Annotated in this window: 17 protein-coding genes; 6 read left to right on the plus strand and 11 right to left on the minus strand. The window is 64.9% G+C overall.

Going from position 1 to position 20525, the window contains the following annotated elements:
* Positions 1-314 precede the first annotated feature (314 nt).
* Positions 315-509 carry a hypothetical protein gene (locus U0004_RS20235; RefSeq protein WP_231958039.1) on the minus strand — a complete coding sequence of 65 codons (195 nt, stop codon included), beginning with the start codon at positions 507-509 and terminating at the stop codon, positions 315-317.
* Positions 510-757: 248 nt separating this feature from the next.
* Here U0004_RS20235 and U0004_RS20240 point away from each other — a divergent pair, with 248 nt between their 5' ends.
* Together U0004_RS20240 and U0004_RS20245 are read left to right on the plus strand one after the other, a co-directional pair.
* Positions 758-1345, plus strand: coding sequence for a chromate transporter (locus U0004_RS20240; protein ID WP_052139945.1), 588 nt, complete (start codon positions 758-760; stop codon positions 1343-1345).
* A complete protein-coding gene (locus tag U0004_RS20245) occupies positions 1342-1926 on the plus strand; it encodes a chromate transporter (protein WP_034779146.1) in 585 nt (194 codons plus the stop codon). The genes U0004_RS20240 and U0004_RS20245 overlap by 4 nt, the downstream gene beginning before the upstream one ends.
* 2 nt (positions 1927-1928) lie before the next feature.
* Here U0004_RS20245 and urtE read toward each other — a convergent pair whose 3' ends face one another.
* The 7 genes from urtE to U0004_RS20280 all read right to left on the minus strand — a co-directional run bounded on the left by urtE (position 1929) and on the right by U0004_RS20280 (position 9142).
* Positions 1929-2627, minus strand: coding sequence for an urea ABC transporter ATP-binding subunit UrtE (gene urtE / locus U0004_RS20250; RefSeq protein ID WP_070254549.1), 699 nt, complete (start codon positions 2625-2627; stop codon positions 1929-1931).
* A 2-nt stretch (positions 2628-2629) separates the two neighbouring features.
* Positions 2630-3460: an urea ABC transporter ATP-binding protein UrtD gene (urtD, locus tag U0004_RS20255; RefSeq protein WP_070254548.1), complete on the minus strand. Its 831-nt coding sequence runs from the start codon at positions 3458-3460 to the stop codon at positions 2630-2632.
* Positions 3457-4578, minus strand: coding sequence for an urea ABC transporter permease subunit UrtC (gene urtC / locus U0004_RS20260; protein ID WP_070254547.1), 1122 nt, complete (start codon positions 4576-4578; stop codon positions 3457-3459). Before urtC ends, urtD begins: the two co-directional genes overlap by 4 nt.
* Positions 4575-6176: an urea ABC transporter permease subunit UrtB gene (gene urtB / locus U0004_RS20265; RefSeq protein WP_070254546.1), complete on the minus strand. Its 1602-nt coding sequence runs from the start codon at positions 6174-6176 to the stop codon at positions 4575-4577. Before urtB ends, urtC begins: the two co-directional genes overlap by 4 nt.
* 108 nt (positions 6177-6284) lie before the next feature.
* A complete protein-coding gene (gene urtA / locus U0004_RS20270; protein ID WP_070254545.1) occupies positions 6285-7538 on the minus strand; it encodes an urea ABC transporter substrate-binding protein in 1254 nt (417 codons plus the stop codon).
* 199 nt (positions 7539-7737) lie between these two features.
* Entirely contained in the window at positions 7738-8526 is a 789-nt protein-coding gene (locus U0004_RS20275; RefSeq protein ID WP_070254544.1) for a DUF4349 domain-containing protein, read from the minus strand.
* A gap of 16 nt (positions 8527-8542) precedes the next feature.
* A complete protein-coding gene (locus tag U0004_RS20280; protein ID WP_070254558.1) occupies positions 8543-9142 on the minus strand; it encodes a transglutaminase-like domain-containing protein in 600 nt (199 codons plus the stop codon).
* Between the two features lie 265 nt (positions 9143-9407).
* On the opposite strand from U0004_RS20280, the gene U0004_RS20285 reads away from it, so the two are divergent.
* From U0004_RS20285 to U0004_RS20295, 3 genes are read left to right on the plus strand one after another with little or no spacing between them, the layout of a single operon-like run.
* Entirely contained in the window at positions 9408-9986 is a 579-nt protein-coding gene (locus U0004_RS20285) for a DUF2760 domain-containing protein (RefSeq protein ID WP_070254543.1), read from the plus strand.
* Positions 9983-11854, plus strand: a complete 1872-nt coding sequence (locus U0004_RS20290) for an Hsp70 family protein (RefSeq protein ID WP_231958038.1) — start codon at positions 9983-9985, stop codon at positions 11852-11854. The genes U0004_RS20285 and U0004_RS20290 overlap by 4 nt, the downstream gene beginning before the upstream one ends.
* Positions 11855-11856: 2 nt before the next feature.
* Positions 11857-14631 (plus strand): Hsp70 family protein, encoded by a 2775-nt coding sequence (locus tag U0004_RS20295; RefSeq protein WP_070254542.1) that lies wholly within the window; start codon positions 11857-11859, stop codon positions 14629-14631.
* Between the two features lie 15 nt (positions 14632-14646).
* Here U0004_RS20295 and U0004_RS20300 read toward each other — a convergent pair whose 3' ends face one another.
* The 3 genes from U0004_RS20300 to U0004_RS20310 all read right to left on the minus strand — a co-directional run bounded on the left by U0004_RS20300 (position 14647) and on the right by U0004_RS20310 (position 19160).
* Entirely contained in the window at positions 14647-16188 is a 1542-nt protein-coding gene (locus U0004_RS20300) for a CHASE2 domain-containing protein (protein ID WP_070254541.1), read from the minus strand.
* A gap of 118 nt (positions 16189-16306) precedes the next feature.
* Positions 16307-17635, minus strand: coding sequence for a serine hydrolase domain-containing protein (locus tag U0004_RS20305; protein ID WP_174718106.1), 1329 nt, complete (start codon positions 17633-17635; stop codon positions 16307-16309).
* A gap of 28 nt (positions 17636-17663) precedes the next feature.
* Positions 17664-19160, minus strand: coding sequence for an alginate export family protein (locus U0004_RS20310; RefSeq protein WP_081345514.1), 1497 nt, complete (start codon positions 19158-19160; stop codon positions 17664-17666).
* Positions 19161-19369: 209 nt separating this feature from the next.
* Between U0004_RS20310 and U0004_RS20315 the strand changes: the two genes are divergently transcribed.
* Positions 19370-20512, plus strand: a complete 1143-nt coding sequence (locus U0004_RS20315; protein ID WP_070254540.1) for a sigma-54-dependent Fis family transcriptional regulator — start codon at positions 19370-19372, stop codon at positions 20510-20512.
* Positions 20513-20525: the final 13 nt, after the last annotated feature.

Consider the following 20525-nt stretch of genomic DNA (forward strand, 5'->3'; position numbering starts at 1 on the left):
TGGCCGGCTTCCATTTCCTAAGTGGCGGATTGTTAAGCGCTTTTTCAGATATCCACACGGACTGTGGATATCTTTGTGGATAAGGGCCTATTGACAGGCCTCAAAGCCACAGCCCGTGCGGCTTTCAATAAACTGCTCAATCAAACAGCAAAAATAAAACACATTAAAATCAAGCACTTAGAAAATCACACATAATCACAAGAAAATTATTTCGCCAATTTCGCTAACCCATCATTTGTGCATAACTGAGCCGTAATGATCAATCCGACAACAGCGGATCGCGGCCGCCGGCAACACAGTTGCCGTGGGGATACTCAATGCACGGTCTGGCGGCGCTGCTCAGGATGCAGCAGCACGCGCTCGATCAGTTCCGGGGCGACATTGTATGACTTCAGGTATTCCAGTGCGCACAAGGTACTGAAGGCCGCCTGCACGGCGATGCCCAGATTGACGATATCGCACATCTTCTGGTCGACCCGGGCATGCAGCACCGCGGTTTTGACGGGCATATGCAGCGTTTCTGTGGAATGAGGCATGATGAACAACTCCTGCGAAGGGGGACGGAGGGCTGGAGACGGCATAGCAGTGCGAACCGCGACAGCGCGGACAGGGACAGCGGTCATGTTGCCGCTAAAAGTATTGCCGATAAACTCTCGATGTCAATGGCAGGGAAACATGAGCCACGGTTTTTTTCTTGCAGGCACAAGCGCAGCCGAAAGCGATGGACAAGCGCGATCGGCCACGGCGATAATCAGCCATGCCCTCCCCCTCCTCCATCCAGCCCGACCTGCCCCGCCCGCAACCCGCCTCGCTTGCCGACCTGTTCTTCTCGTTCACCTGGCTGGCCCTGCAGGGGTTCGGCGGCGTGCTGGCCGTGATCCAGCGCGAGATGGTCGAGCGCAAGCGCTGGCTGACACAGGAAGAATTCCTGGAAGACTGGGCCGTGGCGCAAATCATGCCCGGGCCAAATGTCGTCAACCTGTCGCTGATGGTGGGCGGGCGCTATTTCGGTTTGAAAGGCGCGCTGACGGCGCTGGCCGGCATGCTGGCCGTGCCCCTCCTCATCGTGCTCGTGCTGGGCGTGCTGTACACGCGCTTTGGCGACAATGCGCAGATGGCGGGCGCCTTGCGCGGCATGGCGGCCGTCTCGGCCGGCATGATCGCCGCCACGGGCGTGAAACTGGCTGCCGCGCTGGGCAAGCATCCGCTGCCCTTGTGGCTGACCTTGTCCATCACCGTGCTCGGCGTGCTGATGGTGGCGATCTTCCGCTGGCCCCTGCTGTACATCCTGCTGGGCCTGGGCGGCATCGGCTGCCTGCTGACCTACCGAAAGCTGTCCGCATGAATCCGCCCCTGCAACTGGTGTTGAGCGCGGGCGACTGGCTGAACCTGTTCGGCCACTACCTGATGCTATCGCTGATGTCGATCGGCGGCGCCATTTCCACCACGTCCGAAATGCACCGCTTCCTCGTCGAACAGCATGGCTGGCTGACACAGGCGCAATTCAACGAATCGATCGCCATCGCCCAGGCCGCGCCCGGCCCCAACGTGCTGTTCGTCGCCCTGATGGGCTGGAACGTGGGCATGAACGCGGGCAGCTACGCGGCGGCCTACCTCGGCGTGCTGGTGACCATGGTGGGCATCATGCTGCCCAGCACCACTCTCACCTACGTGGCGGCCCAGTGGGGCTACCGCAACCGCGACCTGCGCCCCGTGCGCGCCTTCAAGCAAGGCATGGCGCCCATCGTCGTCGCCCTGCTGATTTCCACGGGCATGATACTGGGCGGCGCCAACCATGACATCCGTACGGACTGGCCCCTGTGGAGCCTGTCCATCGTGGCTGGCCTGATCATCTGGCGCACGAAGATCCATTTATTGTGGCTGCTGGCGGCCGGCGCCGTGCTGGGCTGGTTCCAGCTCGTCTGACCTTACACGGCCAGGTGCCGCTTCACGTCCTCGCCATCCATCTGTTCCGCCTTGCCGCTGGCGACGACACTGCCGCGCGACAGGACGATGAATTCGTCGGCCAGTTCGCGGGCAAAATCGAAATACTGTTCGCACAGCACGATGGCCATGTCGCCCCGCTGTTTCAACAGGCTGATCACGCGGCCGATATCCTTGATGACGGAGGGCTGGATACCTTCCGTCGGCTCGTCGAAGATAATCAGCTGCGGCTCGGCCAGCAGGGCGCGGGCGATGGCCAGTTGCTGCTGTTGCCCGCCCGATAAATCTCCGCCGCGCCGCTGCAGCATCTCCTTGAGCACCGGAAACAGCTCATATACGTGGGGATCGATGCGCGCAGCTTGCCGGCCGCCCTTGCTCGCCATCCCCATCAGCAAGTTTTCCTCGACCGTCAGGCGCGCAAAGATGTCGCGGCCCTGCGGCACGTAAGCGATGCCCAGCTTTGCCCTCGCATGCGGCGCCAGCCTGGTGATGTCGCGTCCCTGGAACACCACCGTGCCCTGTGCCACGGGCAGCACGCCCATCAGGCATTTCAACAAGGTCGTCTTGCCCACGCCATTCCTGCCCAGCAAGGCCAGGCATTCGCCCTTGCGCGCCGACAGATTGATGCCGCGCAAGGTGTGCGAGGAGCCATAGTATTGATTCAATTGTTCGACTTCCAGCATGCTTACCTTCCCAGATAGACTTCGATCACGCGCTCGTCGGCTTGCACCTCGTCCATGCGCCCCTGCGCCAGCACGGCGCCTTCATGCAGCACGGTGACGATGCCTTGCCGGGCGATTTCCGTCACAAAACCCATGTCGTGTTCGACCACCATGATCGAATGCTTGCCGCGCAATTCATTGAGCAACTCGGCCGTGCGCGCCGTTTCCGCATCCGACATGCCGGCCACGGGTTCGTCCAGCAAAATCAGCTGCGGCTCCTGCATCAGCAGCATGCCGATTTCCAGCCACTGCTTTTGCCCGTGCGACAGCAAACCCGCCGGCCGCGCCTCCTGGCCATTGAGGCGGATCAGGCGCAATATCGCTTCGATCCTGCCTTCCTGCTCGGACGTGAGGCGCGCAAACAGGGTGGGCGCCACGCGCTTGTCCATCTTCATCGCCAGTTCCAGGTTGTCGAACACCGTGTGCTGCTCGAACACGGTGGGGCGCTGAAACTTGCGGCCTATACCCGCGTGGGCGATCTGCGCTTCCGTCATGGTGGCCAGGTTCATGGTCTGGCCAAACCAGGCCGTGCCGGACGTGGGCCGCGTCTTGCCCGTGATCACATCCATCATCGTCGTCTTGCCCGCCCCGTTCGGGCCGATGATGCAGCGCAATTCGCCCACGGAAATATCGAGGCTGAGCTTGTTGATGGCCTTGAAACCGTCGAAGGACACGCTGATGTCTTCCAGGTACAAAATGGCGCCATGCGTCGTATCGACGCCCTCGCCTTTCACGCGCGAGTACGTCGGCCCCGCTTCCGCGCTGGCCATGCCGGGCAACATGCGGATACTCATGCGGCCTCCTCTGCCATGGCGGCGGGTTTTTTACGTTTGAGCTTGTTCAGCACGCCCAGCATGCCCTGCTGCATGAACAGCGTGACGACGATGAACAGCAAGCCCAGCGCGAACAGCCACAGTTCCGGCAAGGCAGCCGTGAACCAGCTTTTCAAGCCGTTGACGGTGAAGGCGCCCAGGATGGGACCGATCAGCGTGCCACGTCCGCCCACGGCTACCCACACGACCATCTCGATGGAGTTCGCCGGCGACATTTCGGACGGGTTGATGATGCCCACCTGCGGCACGTACAGGGCGCCGGCGATGCCGCACAGCACGGCCGACAAGGTCCACACAAACAGCTTGAACCACAGCGGGTTGTAGCCGAGGAACATCAAGCGCGCCTCGCTGTCGCGCACGCCCTGCAGCACCCGGCCCAGTTTCGAGCGGACGATGGCGCGCGCGCCGATCAAGGCCGCCAGCAGGAAGGCCAGGGTCAGCAGGAACAGCACGGCCCGCGTGGCGGGCGCCGTGATGCTATGGCCGAGAATAGTCTTGAAATCCGTGAAACCGTTGTTGCCGCCAAAGCCAGTGTCATTGCGGAAGAACAGCAGCATGAAGGCATATGTCATCGCCTGCGTGATAATAGAAAAATACACGCCCTTGATGCGCGAGCGAAAGGCAAAGTAGCCAAACACAAAGGCGAGCACGCCCGGCACCAGCACGACGAGCGCCATGCAGTACCAGAAATGTTCCGTAAACGCCCAGTACCAGGGGTAGGTTTTCCAGTCGAGAAAGACCATGAAGTCGGGCAGGCTGCTGTGGTACTGGCCCTGGTCGCCGATGGCGCGCATCAGATACATGCCGTGCGCATACGCCCCCAGGGCGAAGAACACGCCGTGGCCCAGGGACAATATGCCCGTGTAGCCCCAGACGAGATCCAGCGCCAGCGCGGCCAGCGCGTAGCACATGAACTTGCCCACCAGCGCCACCGTGTAGGCGGACACGTGCAACGCATGCCCTTCGGCAAACGCCAGGTTAAAAACCGGCAACAACGCCGCCAGCACCGTGCATGCGGCGATGGCCAGCCAGACGGGCCGCGTGAACAGGCCAGGCTTGGATTGATAGGAGGTAGTCATTCGACGCTGCGTCCCTTCATGGCAAACAGGCCCTGCGGCCGGCGCTGGATGAAAATGATGATGAACACCAGAATGGCGATCTTCGCCAGCACGGCGCCCGCCACCGGTTCGAGGAATTTGTTGACTTCACCCAGCCCCAGCGCGGCGATCACGGTGCCGGCCAGCTGGCCCACGCCGCCCAGCACCACCACCATGAAGGAATCGACGATGTAGCTTTGGCCCAGGTCCGGCCCCACATTGCCCAGCTGCGACAGGGCCACGCCACCGAGCCCCGCAATGCCGGAACCGAGGCCAAAGGTCAGCATGTCGACCTTGCCCGTGGCCACGCCCACGCAATCGGCCATGCGTCGGTTCTGCGTCACGGCCCGCACGAACAGGCCCAGGCGCGTCTTGTTCAGGATCAGCCACACGGCCGCCACGACGACGATGGCAAAGCCGATGATGGCCAGGCGGTTGTACGGCAGCACGAGGCCGCCCAGCACGGTGACGCCGCCCGACATCCAGGCGGGATTGGCCACTTCCACGTTTTGCGCGCCGAAGACCGTGCGCACGGCCTGCATGAGGATCAGGCTGATGCCCCAGGTGGCCAGCAGGGTTTCCAGCGGCCGGCCATACAGCCAGCGGATCACCGTGCGCTCCAGCATCACGCCCACCAGTCCCGCGACAAAAAAGGCGGCCGGCAAGGCGGCCAGCAGATACGCATCCTGCAAGCCAGGCAGGTAGCTGCGGAAGAACAGCTGGCACAGGTAGGTCGTGTAAGCGCCTATCATCAGCAATTCGCCATGCGCCATGTTGATGATGCCCATCAAGCCAAACGTGATGGCCAGCCCCAGCGCGGCCAGCAGCAGCACGCTGCCCAGCGAAATGCCGTAGAACACATTGCCGGCGAACTCCATGCGCGCCACCCGTCCCTTGATCTGGCGCATGGTCTCGATGGCGGCCAGCTGCACGGCCTCGTCCGGCTCGCCGGCCTTGCCATCTGGTCCTTTCTCCAGCATGGCTTGCAGCACGGGCAGCAGACGCGCATCGCTGCTGCCCGCCAGCGCCTGCACGGCGGCCTTGCGCGTGGCGGCGTCGGGCGCATGCAGGTTGGCGCTGGCGATCAGCACCTGCAATATCTGTTTGATGTCAGCATCGTTTTCCTGCTCCAGCGCCTTGCGTATCAGGGGAACCTGCGCGGGATCGACGGATTGCTGCAGCGCCTGCGCGGCGGCCAGGCGCGTGGCCCGCTCGGGCGACAGCAGTTTCAACCCCGACAAGGCGCCCGCCACGGCCGCGCGCAAGCGGTTGTTGACCATCACGCCGTCGATGCCATCGGGCAGCGGCACATTCTTGCCGAGCGCAGGGTCAAGCGCCTGCTCGCCGTCGACGATATACACCTTGCCGTCGGGGGCCGCATATAACTGATCGTCCTGCAAGGCTTGCAGCACCCGGGCGGCCTCGGGCGTAGCCAGGGCGGCGATCTGGGCGACGGCCGCGATCCTGGTGTCGGGATCGTCGCCGGACAGCGCTTTGAGCAAGTCGGGGGGGATGGCGGCCTGCGCCAGCGAGGATAGCAACAGGCAGGCGAGGACCAGCAGTTTGGGGATGAACCTCATTGTAAGTTCCATGGAAAAACTGCACGGGGCGAGCACTTACCCCAAAGGCGAGGACTGGGGTCGGACCCTCAGGGTCCGACCCCGGCATTTGCTGGTGGGTGATAGCGCCTACAACTTCTGCTTGCCCTCATTCCCCTTGATGAACGGGCTCCACGGCTGGGCGCGTATCGGTTCCTTGGTTTTCCACACGACATTGAATTGCCCGTCGGCCTTGATCTCGCCGATCATCACGGGCTTGTGCAGGTGGTGGTTGGTCGGGTCCATGGTCAGGGTAAAACCGGACGGCGACTTGACGCTCTGGCCCGCCATGGCGGCGATCACCTTGTCCGTGTCCGTCGATTTCGCTTTTTCCACGGCTTGCGCCCACATGTGGATGCCCACATAGGTCGCTTCCATCGGGTCGTTCGTCACGACCGAACCCGCGTTCGGCAGCTTTTGCGCCACGGCATACGCCTTCCACTGCTTGATGAAGGGCGTATTGACGGGGTTCTTGACGGATTCAAAGTAATTCCACGCCGCCAAGTGCCCCAGCAGGGGCTTGGTATCGATGCCGCGCAATTCTTCCTCGCCCACGGAAAACGCGACGACGGGCACGTCCGTGGCTTTCAAGCCCGCATTGCCCAGTTCCTTGTAGAACGGCACGTTGGAATCGCCATTGATGGTGGAAATGACGGCCGTCTTGCCGCCCGTGGAAAATTTCTTGATGTTGGCGACGATGGTTTGATAGTCGGCATGGCCGAACGGCGTGTAGACCTCGCTGATATCGCTATCCTTGACGCCTTTGCTTTTCAGGAAGGCGCGCAGGATCTTGTTGGTGGTGCGCGGATACACATAATCCGTGCCCAGCAGCACGAAGCGTTTGGCGCCACCGCCATCCTTGCTCATCAGGTATTCCACGGCAGGAATCGCCTGCTGGTTCGGCGCGGCGCCCGTATAAAACACATTCTTTTCCAGCTCCTCGCCCTCGTACTGGACCGGGTAAAACAGCAGGCTGTTGAGTTCCTTGAACACCGGCAAGACGGATTTGCGTGACACGGATGTCCAGCAGCCAAACACGACAGCCACTTTATCCTGCGCCACCAGCTGGCGCGCTTTTTCCGCGAACAAGGGCCAGTTCGACGCGGGATCGACGACGACGGCTTCCAGCTTCTTGCCCAGCACGCCGCCCTTGGCATTGATCTCGGCGATCGTCATCAGCGCCACATCCTTGAGCGACGTTTCGGAAATGGCCATGGTGCCCGACAGGGAGTGCAAGATGCCCACCTTGATCGTGTCGGCGGCCAAGGCTGCCTGCATGGTGGTGGACATGGCCAGGGCCAGTGCGCCGGCGGCGGCCGCTTTCAGGATGATGCGTCGTGTCATGGGGGACTCCTGTGATGGGTTCGTGGGGGTCGAGCTGGGTCTGCCATGTTGTTAAAGCAGAATGCATGCCAGCGCCAAGAGGCGTCCGCCATGGTGCAAGCGGCGCTCGCCGCACGAAAAAAAACCTGGCTGCACAAGGACTGTGCAGCCAGGTTTCAAATTGCCGTAAAACGGTGCGCAGGACGCAGCAATCCCGGCATCAATCCTTGCGCGGAGCTCCACGCAGGCGGCGCCAGCCCTTGCGGCCCAGCGGGAACAGCAGCACGAAAGCGATCAGCCACGGCAGGATGTAGGCCATGGCAGTGATGGCGTTGGCCACGCCTTCCGACAGGTTTTCCGTGAAATTGCCCAGCGCGCGCTTGACGGGCCGCCAGAACGATTGCCTGCCTTCGGCGCTGATGGCCACGTTCAACAAGTCCGTATCGATACGCTGCATCAACAGCGCATTGGCGGCCGTCGCCTGCTCCAGTTCCACTTGCACGGTGGCCAGTTCCTTGGTCACCTTGATGAGGGCATCGACGTTAGTGCCCGAACGTTTTTCCAGGTCTTGCAATTGCGCCTGGTATTGCTTGAGCATTTCCAGGCGTTTCTTGCTGTCGAGCACAGGACGGCCCAGGTCTTCCACCTTGGTGCCCTGGCTGGTGACGTCGCCTTCGGCCGCGACCAGCGCGACGAGCTTCTTGATGCCGGCCGGCTTGGCGCGCATGCTGATGCGCGCATGCACGTAGCGGCCGCTGTCGACGCTGGAATCGAGCAGCAGGCAGCCGTTTTCCGTATCGGCCTTGCAGGCTGCGACCACTTTTTCATACAGGGGCCGCACTTGCGCCTCGCGCGTATCGACGCTGACATTATGTTCATAGGCAAGGAACTCGCTGCCCTTTTCCTTGCCTTCGAGACGCGCGGCGCTCGACTGCCCGCCGCTCTCGCCCTTGCTGCCGCAGCCGGCCAGCAGCAACAGTCCAAACAGGCATATGGATATTTTTTTCATGATTTCTTTCTTTGGATTATTTTTGCAGCGGCAACAATTCGATATCGGGCAAGTGCGCCGCCACATCCTGCACGGTCGCATGGCAGGTCAAGGACGCCACCACCTGCGGCAACGGTTCCGGCCAGATTTCCGGCAAGTCGCGCTCTTCGGGCGCCAGCACGGGAAAGGCCAGCTGTTCCCGTGGCGGCGTGAAGGCGGCAGCGACGCCGGGCTTGTTGCCGCGCGCATCGATGCGGTACCAGCCGAACGCCTGCAGATGCACGGCATTCAAACCATGCAGGCAGAACGGCGGCCCCACCTCGCCCACGGCCAGGCGCTGGTAACACAGGCCGGCAGGAATGCCGTTGGCGCGCAGCAGCGCGGCCAGCAAATGGCTCTTCGCATAGCAATAGCCAGTGCCGTGCTGCAAGACATCGGAAGCGCGGCAGGTGACGGGATTGCGCTGGTAGTCCCAGCTATGCGCGATCTCGTCGCGCACGAAGGCAAAGCAGCGGGCCGCGATGGCGGCGTCGCCCACCGCGCCTGCCGCCAGTGCAGCCGCCTTGGCGCGCACGGCAGGATGGTCGCTGTCGATGTAAGTGCTGCTGGCTAGATACGGGGAAAAGTCGGTAGACATGGCGTCAAGGTCATGCAAAAAGATAATGCGCGATTCTAGTCGAAACGGCACGAAATCGAGCGTTTCCTTGCGCAGGAACAAAGAAAAACCACGCCTCAGGCTTACTGCGCGGGGGGCGGCGACTTTGGCGGCGGCCCGGTAGCTGGTATCATGCGGGCAAACGCAGCCGGCCATATTGGCGCGGCACATGCACTACCCTGCGAAGCGGACCTGCCCTCCGGCGCGCCGCCGACGCCTCCCTACAGATCAGAGAAACGAGTTCCCTATGAGCACATCATCGTCGCACCCATCGTTCTGGCGCCGTGTCCCGCTGGCTTTCGGCGCCTTCTTCAGCACCCTGTCGGACGCCGCCTATGCGGCCCGCGTGGAAAAGCTGGCCTTGCCCGAGGCGGCGCCCGCCGCTCCCGTCGCGCCAGTGGCCCCTGCCCCGGCGCCAGCCGCCGCGCCCGTCATTTTGAAGGAAGCGACGCCGGACGCGGCCCTGCAATTGCTGGCCCTGCTGCAACGCGAAGCGCGATTGATCGACTTCACCCAGGAAAACCTGGGCAGCCATGCCGATGCCGATATCGGCGCGGCCGCCCGCGTGGTGCATGAAGGCTGCGCCAAGGTCATGCGCGAGTATTTCACCATCGAAGCCGTGCGCCAGGAAGCCGAGGGCAGCCGCATCGTCCTGCAGGAAGGTTTTGACTCCGCCCAGGTACGCCTGACAGGCAATGTGGTCGGCTCCGCGCCGTTCACGGGCACCCTCAGCCACCGCGGTTGGCGCGCCTCCAGCGTGCGCCTGCCGAAACTGAGCGAGCAGCACGACGCCGCCATCCTGGCACCGGCCGAGGTGGAACTGTGAGCGACACGATCAACCCTACCCCGCGCTACGCCATCGGCATCGACCTGGGCACCACCCACAGCGCCCTGTCATATGTCAACCTGGTCGAGAGCGACGGCGAAAAGTCCAGCCATGGCGTGCTGAAAGTGCCGCAACTGTCGGCGCCGGGCACCGTCGAAGAGCTGTCGCTGCTGCCATCGTTCGTCTACCTGCCGCACGCCGATGAAGTGGCGGCGGGCGACCTGGCCCTGCCCTGGGTCACCGAGGAAGCCGAAGCGCCGTTCGTCGTTGGCGAAATGGCCCGCAGCCGTGGCGCCACCACGCCGATCCGCTTGGTGTCGAGCGCGAAAAGCTGGCTGTGCCACCCGGGCGTGGACCGCCGCGCGGCGATCTTGCCTAACGACGCGCCGGCCGAAGTCGCGCGCATTTCGCCCATCACGGCCGCCACGCGCTACCTGACGCACTTGCGCCAGGCCTGGGACAACGCCCACCCGCAAGCGCCGTTCGCCGAGCAGGAAATCACCGTCACCATTCCCGCCTCGTTCGACCCGGCAGCGCGCGAGTTGACGATGGAAGCGGCGCAGGCGGCCGGTTATTCCTCATTGACCTTGCTGGAAGAGCCGCAAGCGGCCCTGTACAGCTGGATCCAGACCAGCGAAGGCCGCTGGCGCAAGGAAGTCAAGCCGGGCGACATCATCCTGGTGGTCGACGTAGGCGGCGGTACCAGCGACTTTTCGCTGATCGCCGTGCTCGAGCGCGATGGCGTGCTGGAACCGCACCGCGTGGCCGTCGGCGAACACATCCTGCTGGGTGGCGACAATATGGACCTGGCGCTGGCCCACCTGGTGGCCCGCAAGCTGGCCGCCAACGGCACCCAGCTCGACGCCTGGCAGATGCGCGCGCTGACCTATGGCTGCCGCAGCGCCAAGGAAAGCCTGCTGGCCGACAGCGGCCTCGATGTGTCGCCCATCGTCGTGCCGAGCCGCGGTTCGAAACTGATCGGCGGCTCCATCCGCACTGAACTGACGCGCGCGGAAGTGTCCACCTTCATCCTCGACGGCTTCTTCCCGCAAGTGGAAGCATCGAGCCGTCCTGCCGTACGCACGCGCGCCGGCCTGACGCAACTGGGCTTGCCGTATGCGCAGGATGCGGCCATCACGCGCCACCTGGCCGCGTTCCTGGGCCGCCAGGTAGCGGCAACGGCCGAACTGGAAGGCTTTGCAGGCCGCCAGGCGGACGGCGCCAGCTTTTTGCACCCGACGGCCGTGCTGTTCAACGGCGGCGTCTTCAAGTCGGACCTGCTGGTGCAGCGCATCATGGCCACCGTCAACGACTGGCTGTACATGGAAGGCGCGGAACCGGCGCGCATGCTGGCCGGGGCCGACCTGGACCTGGCCGTGGCGCGCGGCGCGGCCTACTACAGCTACGTGCGGCGCGGCCATGGCGTGCGCATCCGCGGCGGCACGGCCAGCGCCTTTTATGTCGCCATCGAGTCGGCCATGCCGGCCATCCCCGGCATGGAGCCGCCTATCCAGGCCCTGTGCGTGGCGCCGTTCGGCATGGAAGAAGGCAGCGAACTGGAACTGCCAGGCCAGCAATTCGGCCTGGTCGTGGGCGAGCCTGTGCACTTCCGCTTCTTTGCATCGTCCACGCGCCGCAACGACCAGATCGGCGACTTGCTCGATTTCTGGGACCCCGATGAATTGCAGGAGCTGAGCGAAATCCAGGCGACCTTGTCCGCCGAAGGCCGTCAGGCCGGCGACGTGGTGCAAGTCAAGCTGCACGCGCGCGTGACGGAAGCGGGCACGCTGGAACTGCTGGCCGTCTCCCCTGATGGCGCCGAGCGCTGGAAGGTGGAATTCGACGTGCGCGGCACGCCGCAGCAATAGGCATGCGCAGCGCAGTGGGCAAGCAGGCCTTCCTGGTCGGCATCGACCTGGGCACCACCAACACGGTGGTCGCCTATGCCAATGCCGCCGATGCGCAGGCGGGCATCCAGCTGTTCGCCATCGAGCAGCTGGTCGCTCCCGGCGAAGTGGGCGCACGCCCCCTGCTGCCGTCCTTGCGCTACCACCCTGCCGCCGGCGAACTGGCGGCGGGCGACTTGCAGCTGCCCTGGCCGCAGCAAGACCTGGAGCATGCCGTGCTGGGCGCTCTGGCGCGCCAGCTCGGCGCCCAGGTGCCGGGCCGCCTCGTTTCCAGCGCGAAGAGCTGGCTGTCGCACGCGAACGTGGACCGCCAGGCGCCCATCCTGCCGTGGGGCGCCGAGGCCGACGTGGCCAAGGTGTCGCCCGTGGCGGCCAGCGCCAGCTATCTCGCGTATGTACGCGCCGCGTGGAATCACCGCTTCCCGGATTCTCCGCTGGAAGAACAGGAACTGGTGCTGACCATCCCCGCCTCGTTCGACGAGGGTGCGCGCGCACTCACCCTGGAAGCGGCCCGCATGGCGGGCTTGCCTGCGCTACGATTGGTAGAAGAACCGCAGGCGGCCTTTTATGACTTCCTGCAGCGCCAGCGCGCCACCCTGCGCGAGGACCTGGCCGATACGCGCCGCATTCTGGTGTGCGACGTGGGCGGCGGCACCACGGATTTCAGCCTGATCGACGTGGCCTTCGATGACGACGGCGAACCGCAGCTCACGCGCAGCAGCGTGGGCAATCATTTGATCCTCGGCGGCGACAATATGGACCTGGCGCTGGCCCACCTGGTGGAAACGCGCATGGCGGCAGGCAGCGAAGGCGGCATGAAGCTGTCCGCCGCGCGCTTGTCGCAGCTGATGGAACGCTGCCGCGCCGCCAAGGAATTGCTGCTGTCGAACGATGCGCCGGAAAGCGCCACCGTCACCCTGCTGGGCGCAGGATCTCGTCTGATCGGCGGCAGCCGTTCCGCCGACGTCACGCGCGAGGAAGTGGCGGCCATGGTGGTCGATGGCTTCTTCCCGAAGGTGGAACTGAGCGAGGTGGCGAGAAAGGGCCGCGCCGGCATCGTCGAATTCGGCCTGCCGTATGCGCAGGACGCGGCCATCACGCGTCACCTGGCCGGCTTTTTACAACAACATCAGGGCGCACTGCCCGATACCCTGCTGCTCAATGGCGGGGTGTTCCGCGCCGACGCGCTGGCGCGCCGCCTGGCCGAGACCCTGGCGCACTGGCGTGGTCAGCCCTTGACCATCCTGCACAATGACAATCCAGACGTGGCCGTGGCCCGTGGCGCCGTCGCCTACGCGCTGGCCCGGCGCGGCCAGGCGCCGCGCATCGGCGGCGGCTCGCCGCGCAGCTATTTCCTCGTGCTGGGCGAAGCGGGCAAGGACAAGCGCGCCGTCTGCATCCTGCCCCGTGGCAGCGCCAGCGGCGAGGAAATCCGCCTGACCGAACGGCTGTTCGCGCTGCGCCTGGGCCGGCCCGTGCGCTTCCACCTGGCCACGTCCCTCTTTGAGGCGGGCACGCCGCCGCAACTGGGCGAGATCGTCGACCTGGACGCCGGAGAATACTTGCGCCTGCCGCCGCTGGCCAGCGTGCTGCACGACAAACAGGATGCCAGTGACAAGCGCGAAATCACCGTGCAGCTGGCGACAGTCATGACCGAGGTAGGGACTTTGGAAGTGCATTGCGTGGCCGCTGCGGATGCCGGCCAGCGCTGGCTGCTGGAATTCCAGTTGCGCGCTGGGAAGGAAGAGCAAGGAGATGGCGAGGCTCAAGCCGTTCCGCCGCGCGTGAAAGAAGCGGTCGAGAAGATCGAGCGCATCTTCGGCGGCAAGGCGCAAAAGGTCGAAGCCAAGGAAGTGCGGCAGCTGCGCCAGCACCTGGAACGGGGGCTGGGCGGACGCGAAAGCTGGGAGACTGCCCTGCTGCGCCAGCTGTTCGACGCCCTGCTGCTGCGCGCCCGTGGCCGGCGCCGCTCCGCCGAGCATGAGCGGGTCTGGCTGAACCTGGCGGGCTACTGTTTGCGGCCCGGCTATGGCGACGCGCTGGACCCGTGGCGCATCGAGCAGTTGTGGGCCCTGTTCGACGCGGGCGTGCAGCATCACAAGGACAACCAGGTGTGCGCCGAATGGTGGACCCTGTGGCGCCGGGTGGCCGGCGGCTTGAATCCCGAGCAGCAACTGCGCCTGCTGGACGACTTCGCCTTCAACCTGCAAGCCGATGCGGCCCAGCGCGGCAGCCGCCCCGTCACCCTGGTCAACGGCAGCGACGACGACATGCTGCGCCTGGGCGCGTCGCTCGAGCGCATCCCCGGCGCCTACAAGGCCGAAGTGGGCGCCTGGCTGATCAAGCGGCTGGAGAAAGCCAGCAAGAAGGGTGAAGCGGCCGATACGAATACCCTGTGGGCGCTGGCCAGGGTCGGCGCGCGCCAGCCCTTCCACGGCAGCGCGCACGAAGTGGTCGACAGCGCCAGCGTGGCCGACTGGCTGCACGTGCTGCTGGCGCTGGACTGGAAAAAAGTGGAACCGGCCGCCTTCGCCGCCACCCACCTGGCGCGCATGACGGGCGACCGCTCGCGCGACATCGGCGACGAACTGCGGGCCACCATCCTCGCCCGCCTGAAAGCCGTGGGCGCGCCACCCCTGTGGCAGGCGATGGTCAGCGAAGTGACGCAGCTGGATGAAGCGAATACCAAGCGCATGCTGGGCGAGGCGCTGCCACCGGGCTTGAAGCTGATCAATTAATCAACTGCCATCTCGCTACACCAGCGCCACCACCAACAGCACCACCGCCAGCGGCGCCTGCACCAGCACGATGCCCGGATGCGTGCGGCGCAGCTGGGCCCATACGGACAGGCCCGGCACTTCCTCGTGCGGATGGTGGGCTTCGTCGCGCAGCGACATCGCGTGCAGGAACATGCCGGCGATCAGGGGGCCGGGGTTGACCCACCAACCCTGCTCCAGCAAGCCGCGCGACAGGTAAATGGCCAGTGCGCCGATGGCAAACGGCGAGGCCCACACCAGCACCAGCATCAGGCGGATGCCATAGAATTCCGCCAGAGTGCCCATGCGGTGCAGGCGGCTGAAATCGTGGTCTTCCATGCGCCGGTCGATGGCCAGCTCGGCGCGGCCGTACAGGGTCCACAGGCCGCCGAACAGGCAGCCCAGCAGCACGCCGATGACGATGTCGGCCGCGAACACCGCATATTTATTGACGTCGGCCGTGCCGATGCCCAGCGACGTATGGGCGGCCGCATGCAGGTGCAGGCTGGCCTGCTCGCCTTCGGCCGTCGTGTAGCGGTCGCGCACGTCATACGTGCTGCCGAGATACACGACGTTCTTGCGCAATGCCACGGCCTCCACGCCGGCCTGGCCATCGATCAGTTTGACGCGCGTGCGCGTGGGATTCAGGAATGCCGGCGCCACGGCGGCCGGGTGAAACGGTGCGGTGACGGCGTTCTGTTCGGCCGCTGCCTTGGCGTCGCCGCGGATGACGGGCTCGAACGCCCAGCGCGCCAACTCCTTTTCGCTGCCCGTACGCCGCGCCAGTTGGCACACGCGGCCAGCCAGCGCCAGCACTTCCTTTTGCTCGGACAGGGCGGCCGGCATGGGTTGCTTCTGCTCCTGCTCGTCGGCGCCATGCGCCAGCTCGAAGGCCACGGCCGCCAGCACGGGGCTTTTCAGCTCGATGCGCGTGACAGCGCCCATGCGTTCGCGGATCCGCGGGCTGGCAAAGTGGATGCCGGCCGCGCAGCGCGCACGTATCCACGGCAGGTTCGCATTGCGGTCCGATTGCTCGGGCAGGATCAGCACCAGTTGCCGGCCATCGGCGGCCAGCCGGTCGAGCAGGCGGTCCAGCGGCCGCTCGCCCGCCTTGTGCAGCTCGTACACGGCTGGCGCCAGGTCCAGGTCGATGGCCAGCACCTTGCTGCCGCGCGCGGCGGCGCTGGCGATCAATTGTTCCAGGCGCGTGCGTTCCAGTGGTTCGCGCTCGTCGAAGACCTGCTCGAATGCGGGCTGGTCGATTTCGATGATGCCGGGGCGGTAGGCGGCGCCCGGGTCCTTGCCCCGGTTTAGCAGTTGCTTCTGTTCCGCGCTGGCGCGCAGCATGGCCGCATCGAGCCATTCGAGCACGTGAAAACCTTCCAGCGCCAGCATCAGCGCGGCGATCAGGCTGGCGCCGATCACGTGGTGCAGCAGATGCGTGCCCGTCAGCTTGAAGGCCGAGCCCAGCTGGGCGACCGGCCACAGCAGGCGCCGCCAGAGCGGCGGGCGCGGTTGATCCTGCTGGCTGGTTTCCACGGTGCTTCCCCTTGCGTGCGCTGCATGAATACCATTCAAGCAACAAATAATGACGAAAGGATAGTGTATTGCAGTTGCGCCCGTTCCGCCGCACGGCTGGCACGGGCCCGCCCGCAGATTACTTCGGCTTGGCCAGCAACAACTTGCCCAGCGCCTCGAAGGCCGGCGTGGTGGTCGGGTCGTTGGCCGCGTTGGCCGCCGTCGGCGTGGAGGCGAAACGCACGATCACCATTTCCGCCTTCGGGTCGATGTAGATACGCTGGCCGTACACGCCGCGCGCCATGTAGGCGCCATGGTCGTTATGCGTGACCCACCACATGTCGCGGTAGCTCCAGCCCTTGAGCAAATCATAGCCGCCCTTGGCGAACAGCTGCCTGTCGCCGCCGCGGCGGATATCGTCGACGGCCGCCTTGGGCAAAATCTGCTGGCCGTTGTAGCGGCCATCGTTGCGCAGCATCTCGCCGAAGCGGGCCAGGTCGCGCAAGCCCGCATTCAAGCCGCCGCCGGCAAACGGCGTGCCCGTCGAATCGACCGTCATGTAGGCATCCTGCTCGGCCCCCAGCTTTTGCCAGATATGCTCGGACAGGTATTCGTTGACGTTCTGCCCCGTGACGCGGGCGATGATCCAGCCCAGCACGTCGGAGTTGACCGTGCGGTAGCCGAAACCCTCGCCATGCCTGCCCTCGTGCTGCACCGTCTGCAGGTACTCGAAATAACTGCGCGGCCCCGTGTAATCCTTCGGCTTGGGCAGCGGGCTGCCGGCCGCCGCGTGCTGCCAGACTTCCGCTTTCGGGTCCGCGTAATCTTCGCTGAATTTCAGGCCCGTGGTCATGTCAAGCACCTGGCGCACGGTGGCGTCGCCAAACGCGGACTTCGCCAGTTCCGGCACATACTCGGCCACTTTCCTGCCTGGATCGAGCTTGCCTTCGGCTACCAGGGCCGCGCCGATGGTGCCCATGACGGACTTCGTCACGGACATGGCACCGTGCTGGCCGCTCTCCTTCAATACGCCGAAATAGCGTTCATACACGATGCGACCCCGGTGCAGCACGACGATGCCGTCCGTGTAGTTGGCGCCCAGCGACTGCTCCCAGGTCATCGCGTCCTGCGCGCCCAGGGGCGTGAAGCGCAGGCTGTCGATATCGCTGCGCAGCGCGCGCGGCAAAGGCACGGGCGCTTTCAGGCCGCGCGCCACTTCCACCGTCGGCATCAGCTGGCGGAAGTGCGACACGCTCCAGCGCAGCTGGGGGAAATTGAAATAGCTGCCATCGTCGAAGCGGATGATCTTATCGGCCGGCGGCGGCGCGCCCACCATCCATTGCAGTGTAGCCGGGTCGCTGGCGGCGGCCGACAGCGGCGCCGTCGCTTCTGCCGCATGGGCGCTGGCGGCCAGCGCCAGGCAGGTGGCAGCCAGGGCCAGGCGTTTCATGCTGGGGAAATCGTTCATGCGATGCTCTCCTTGATAAACAAAATACTTAATACACCCACACGACGTTGGCCAGCCAGCCCGTCCAGGTCCGGGCCTGCCCGTTCACCAACTGGTTCACGCCGGACTGCGCGAACGAGGCGCTGAAGCCCAGGGTCAGGTAGGTATTCGGGTTGACGACGCGCACATACTTGACGAAGACATCGTTCGCCAGCATCGGGCGCAGCACGCCGGAGATCACCACGGGTGCGTCGCCCGGCACGTCGAGGCGCGTCGCCTGGCCGAACTGTAACGGGCTGCCCATCCGGTTGGCGCGTACCTGGGCCAGGTAAGCGGTCACGGTGTCTTTCGGCGTCGGGTGAAGCTCGATGGTGGCCTGCAGCGCATTCACGTTGGCATTGACAAAGACCCAGGTCGCCTTGCTGCCAGAAGCCCAGGCGCCCGGCGTGCCTTCGAAAAACAGCGGATCGAAGCGCTCGTTGCGCGACGTGCGGGGATCGTCGCCGGAAAAGCTCTGGTAGCCGAGCGTGAACTTCGGCGTCCACGCCACGTCGGGCAGGGAAAAGCCCCCTTCCGTGCGCCAGCCCCAGGCCCGCATCGGCTCGCGCGTATTCCATTCGCGCGCCGCGTCGACACCGAACCAGCCTTTCGGCAGCACGGAGGGCAATACGGGAACGCGCGCATAGCCATACACGAACTGCAGGTCCTTGCGGCCGTCAGACACCGCCAGCGGCGCGCCGATGCCGCCCGGCGCCGCCTGCGGATACGCGGCATGCGAACGGGGCGCCTTGCCATACGCGATGCCCGCCTTGCGGTCGTTCGCGGGCGCGTAGCTGACGTCAACGCCGACGACGCGCGTGCCCGAATCGTTGTCGGGGTTTTCATTCGGGTCGAGATAGAACGCCTGGGCGCTGAGCGCATCCTGGCTTATTTTGGCCACTACGGAATTCTGGAATGCCTTGCGCGGCCCCAGTTTCAGCGCGCCACGGTCAAAGCCGTTCGAGCCGCCATTGGCAATCAGCATGCCCGTGCCCAGCGTGAAATTTTGCGCGCCGGCCGACAGGTCGAGCATGGCGCGCGTACCGCCGATCGGCATGCGGATGCCGGCGACGAATTCCTCGATCGAGATGCGGCCCGTATCGCCCGCGCCAAAAGGGTCGTGGCGCAAGGTGCCCGAGCCGACGGCGGAAACGCGCGCATACAGCTGCTTGCCGTCGCCCAGATTGCGCTTGAAGCCGAGCGCCGGCTTGACATAGAACTCGTACCAGTAGGGATGGAAATCGAAGCCGGGATTGCGCGCCGGCGTATTCGACAGCTTCCAGAACAGATTGCTCTCGCCTGCCACTTGCACGCCCGCTTCGACGGAACGCGTCACTTGCCAGTCCGCGCCGATGGCCGGCTCGACGGCGGCGCGCCGGGCCACTTCCTTTTCCATGCTGCTCTGGCCATCGGGATCGAGCTGGCCGGCGGCGGCGCAGGCGGTGCTCCAGCCCAGCATCGCCAGCACCATCGTTCTGCGTACCAGGAACATCGTTTGCATTGCCATAGATATCCCTTGCGCTGGCTGACTGTATATTTGAGCGAATGTTATCAGAGATGCTCTTGTTGTAAGGTATCCTATCGTGCGGTGCGGCCGAGGTGAGACAAACGTCTCACGGCAGTCCCATGCTGCAATGCGGCATGCATGTGCCGGCGCTTCGTGCTACAAACGGAAAGACCATCAAAACACCAGATACCGAGACACTGGAGAGCGCCATGCCCTACGTCCGCCAGACCAGCCATATCGACCGCGTGCGCGACCTGATCGCCGGCCGTATCGTCAATCCGGGAGCCGATACGGCCAGGCTGGCCTCGTCGTACCGGCGCTCGCTGGACGATTACCGGCTCGACCCCGCCTCGACGACAGGGCCGCGCATCCTGACAAGCGCCGAACTGCGCGCCATCCAGCAGTCCGAGGAAAATTTTCTGCGCTCCACGGGCCAGTGCCTGCCGCGCCTGCACGCCATGGTGCGCGAAGCGGGCTACTGCGTCATCCTCGCCAATGCGCGCGGCGTGACCATCGACTACGTGGTCGACACGGACCAGCGCAAGGATTTCAAGAAGGCGGGCCTGTATCCCGGTTCGTGCTGGTCGGAAGAAGAGGAAGGCACGTGCGGCATCGCCTCCGTGCTGCTCGACCACGAAGCCATCACCGTGCACAAGACCGACCATTTCCGCGCCGCGTTCACTGGCCTGACCTGCAGCGCCGCGCCGATTTTTTCGCCGCACGGCGACTTGATCGGCGTGCTCGATGCGTCGGCCCTGAGTTCGCCCGACGCGCGCGACAGCCAGCGCCTGGTAAAACAACTGGTGCGGCAAGGCGCGACGCTGATCGAAGACGGATTTTTTCTCAAGTCCTACAGCCATTGCTGCATCCTGCTGGCGCACCGCAACCGCCACTTCGTGGAAGTGCAGCCGGAGATGCTGCTCGCCATCGACGAGCACGGCGACATCGTCGCCGCCAACCGCTGCGCGCGCGATGTCATCGGGGGCCTGGACGTCCTGCCGCGTCCCGTCGGCGAGGTGCTCGAAGTGCGCGCCGAGCGGCTGTTCGATGCGCGCGCGGGACACAATCTGCTGTCCCTGCGCCTGGCCGGCGGCAGCACCTGGCTGCACGCCCGCGTGCGCGCGCCGCTGCGCCAGGCCAGCGCGCGAACACGCGTCAAGTACACGGCCCCTGTGACGGAGGGCGTGCTGGCCTACACTCCGCCGGAGCTGGCCGAGCGCACGCGCATCGCCCACGCCATGAACGCCGCCAAATGGCGTCCGCTGCAGGCTGCCGCCATGCTGGGCATCTCGCGCGCCACCCTGTACCGCCGCCTCAAGCAGCTGCACATCGTGCCGCCGCACCGGCAGTAACCCATCGAAAAGC

The organism is Janthinobacterium lividum, assembly GCF_034424625.1.
GTDB lineage: Bacteria > Pseudomonadota > Gammaproteobacteria > Burkholderiales > Burkholderiaceae_D > Janthinobacterium > Janthinobacterium lividum.

Coding starts and splice junctions, on each gene's coding strand:
- U0004_RS20235 (WP_231958039.1), bottom strand. CDS start 509: ATGCCCGTCAAAACCGCGGTGCTGCATGCCCGGGTCGACCAGAAGATG.
- U0004_RS20240 (WP_052139945.1), top strand. CDS start 758: ATGCCCTCCCCCTCCTCCATCCAGCCCGACCTGCCCCGCCCGCAACCC.
- U0004_RS20245 (WP_034779146.1), top strand. CDS start 1,342: ATGAATCCGCCCCTGCAACTGGTGTTGAGCGCGGGCGACTGGCTGAAC.
- urtE (WP_070254549.1), bottom strand. CDS start 2,627: ATGCTGGAAGTCGAACAATTGAATCAATACTATGGCTCCTCGCACACC.
- urtD (WP_070254548.1), bottom strand. CDS start 3,460: ATGAGTATCCGCATGTTGCCCGGCATGGCCAGCGCGGAAGCGGGGCCG.
- urtC (WP_070254547.1), bottom strand. CDS start 4,578: ATGACTACCTCCTATCAATCCAAGCCTGGCCTGTTCACGCGGCCCGTC.
- urtB (WP_070254546.1), bottom strand. CDS start 6,176: ATGAGGTTCATCCCCAAACTGCTGGTCCTCGCCTGCCTGTTGCTATCC.
- urtA (WP_070254545.1), bottom strand. CDS start 7,538: ATGACACGACGCATCATCCTGAAAGCGGCCGCCGCCGGCGCACTGGCC.
- U0004_RS20275 (WP_070254544.1), bottom strand. CDS start 8,526: ATGAAAAAAATATCCATATGCCTGTTTGGACTGTTGCTGCTGGCCGGC.
- U0004_RS20280 (WP_070254558.1), bottom strand. CDS start 9,142: ATGTCTACCGACTTTTCCCCGTATCTAGCCAGCAGCACTTACATCGAC.
- U0004_RS20285 (WP_070254543.1), top strand. CDS start 9,408: ATGAGCACATCATCGTCGCACCCATCGTTCTGGCGCCGTGTCCCGCTG.
- U0004_RS20295 (WP_070254542.1), top strand. CDS start 11,857: ATGCGCAGCGCAGTGGGCAAGCAGGCCTTCCTGGTCGGCATCGACCTG.
- U0004_RS20305 (WP_174718106.1), bottom strand. CDS start 17,635: ATGAACGATTTCCCCAGCATGAAACGCCTGGCCCTGGCTGCCACCTGC.
- U0004_RS20310 (WP_081345514.1), bottom strand. CDS start 19,160: ATGGCAATGCAAACGATGTTCCTGGTACGCAGAACGATGGTGCTGGCG.
- U0004_RS20315 (WP_070254540.1), top strand. CDS start 19,370: ATGCCCTACGTCCGCCAGACCAGCCATATCGACCGCGTGCGCGACCTG.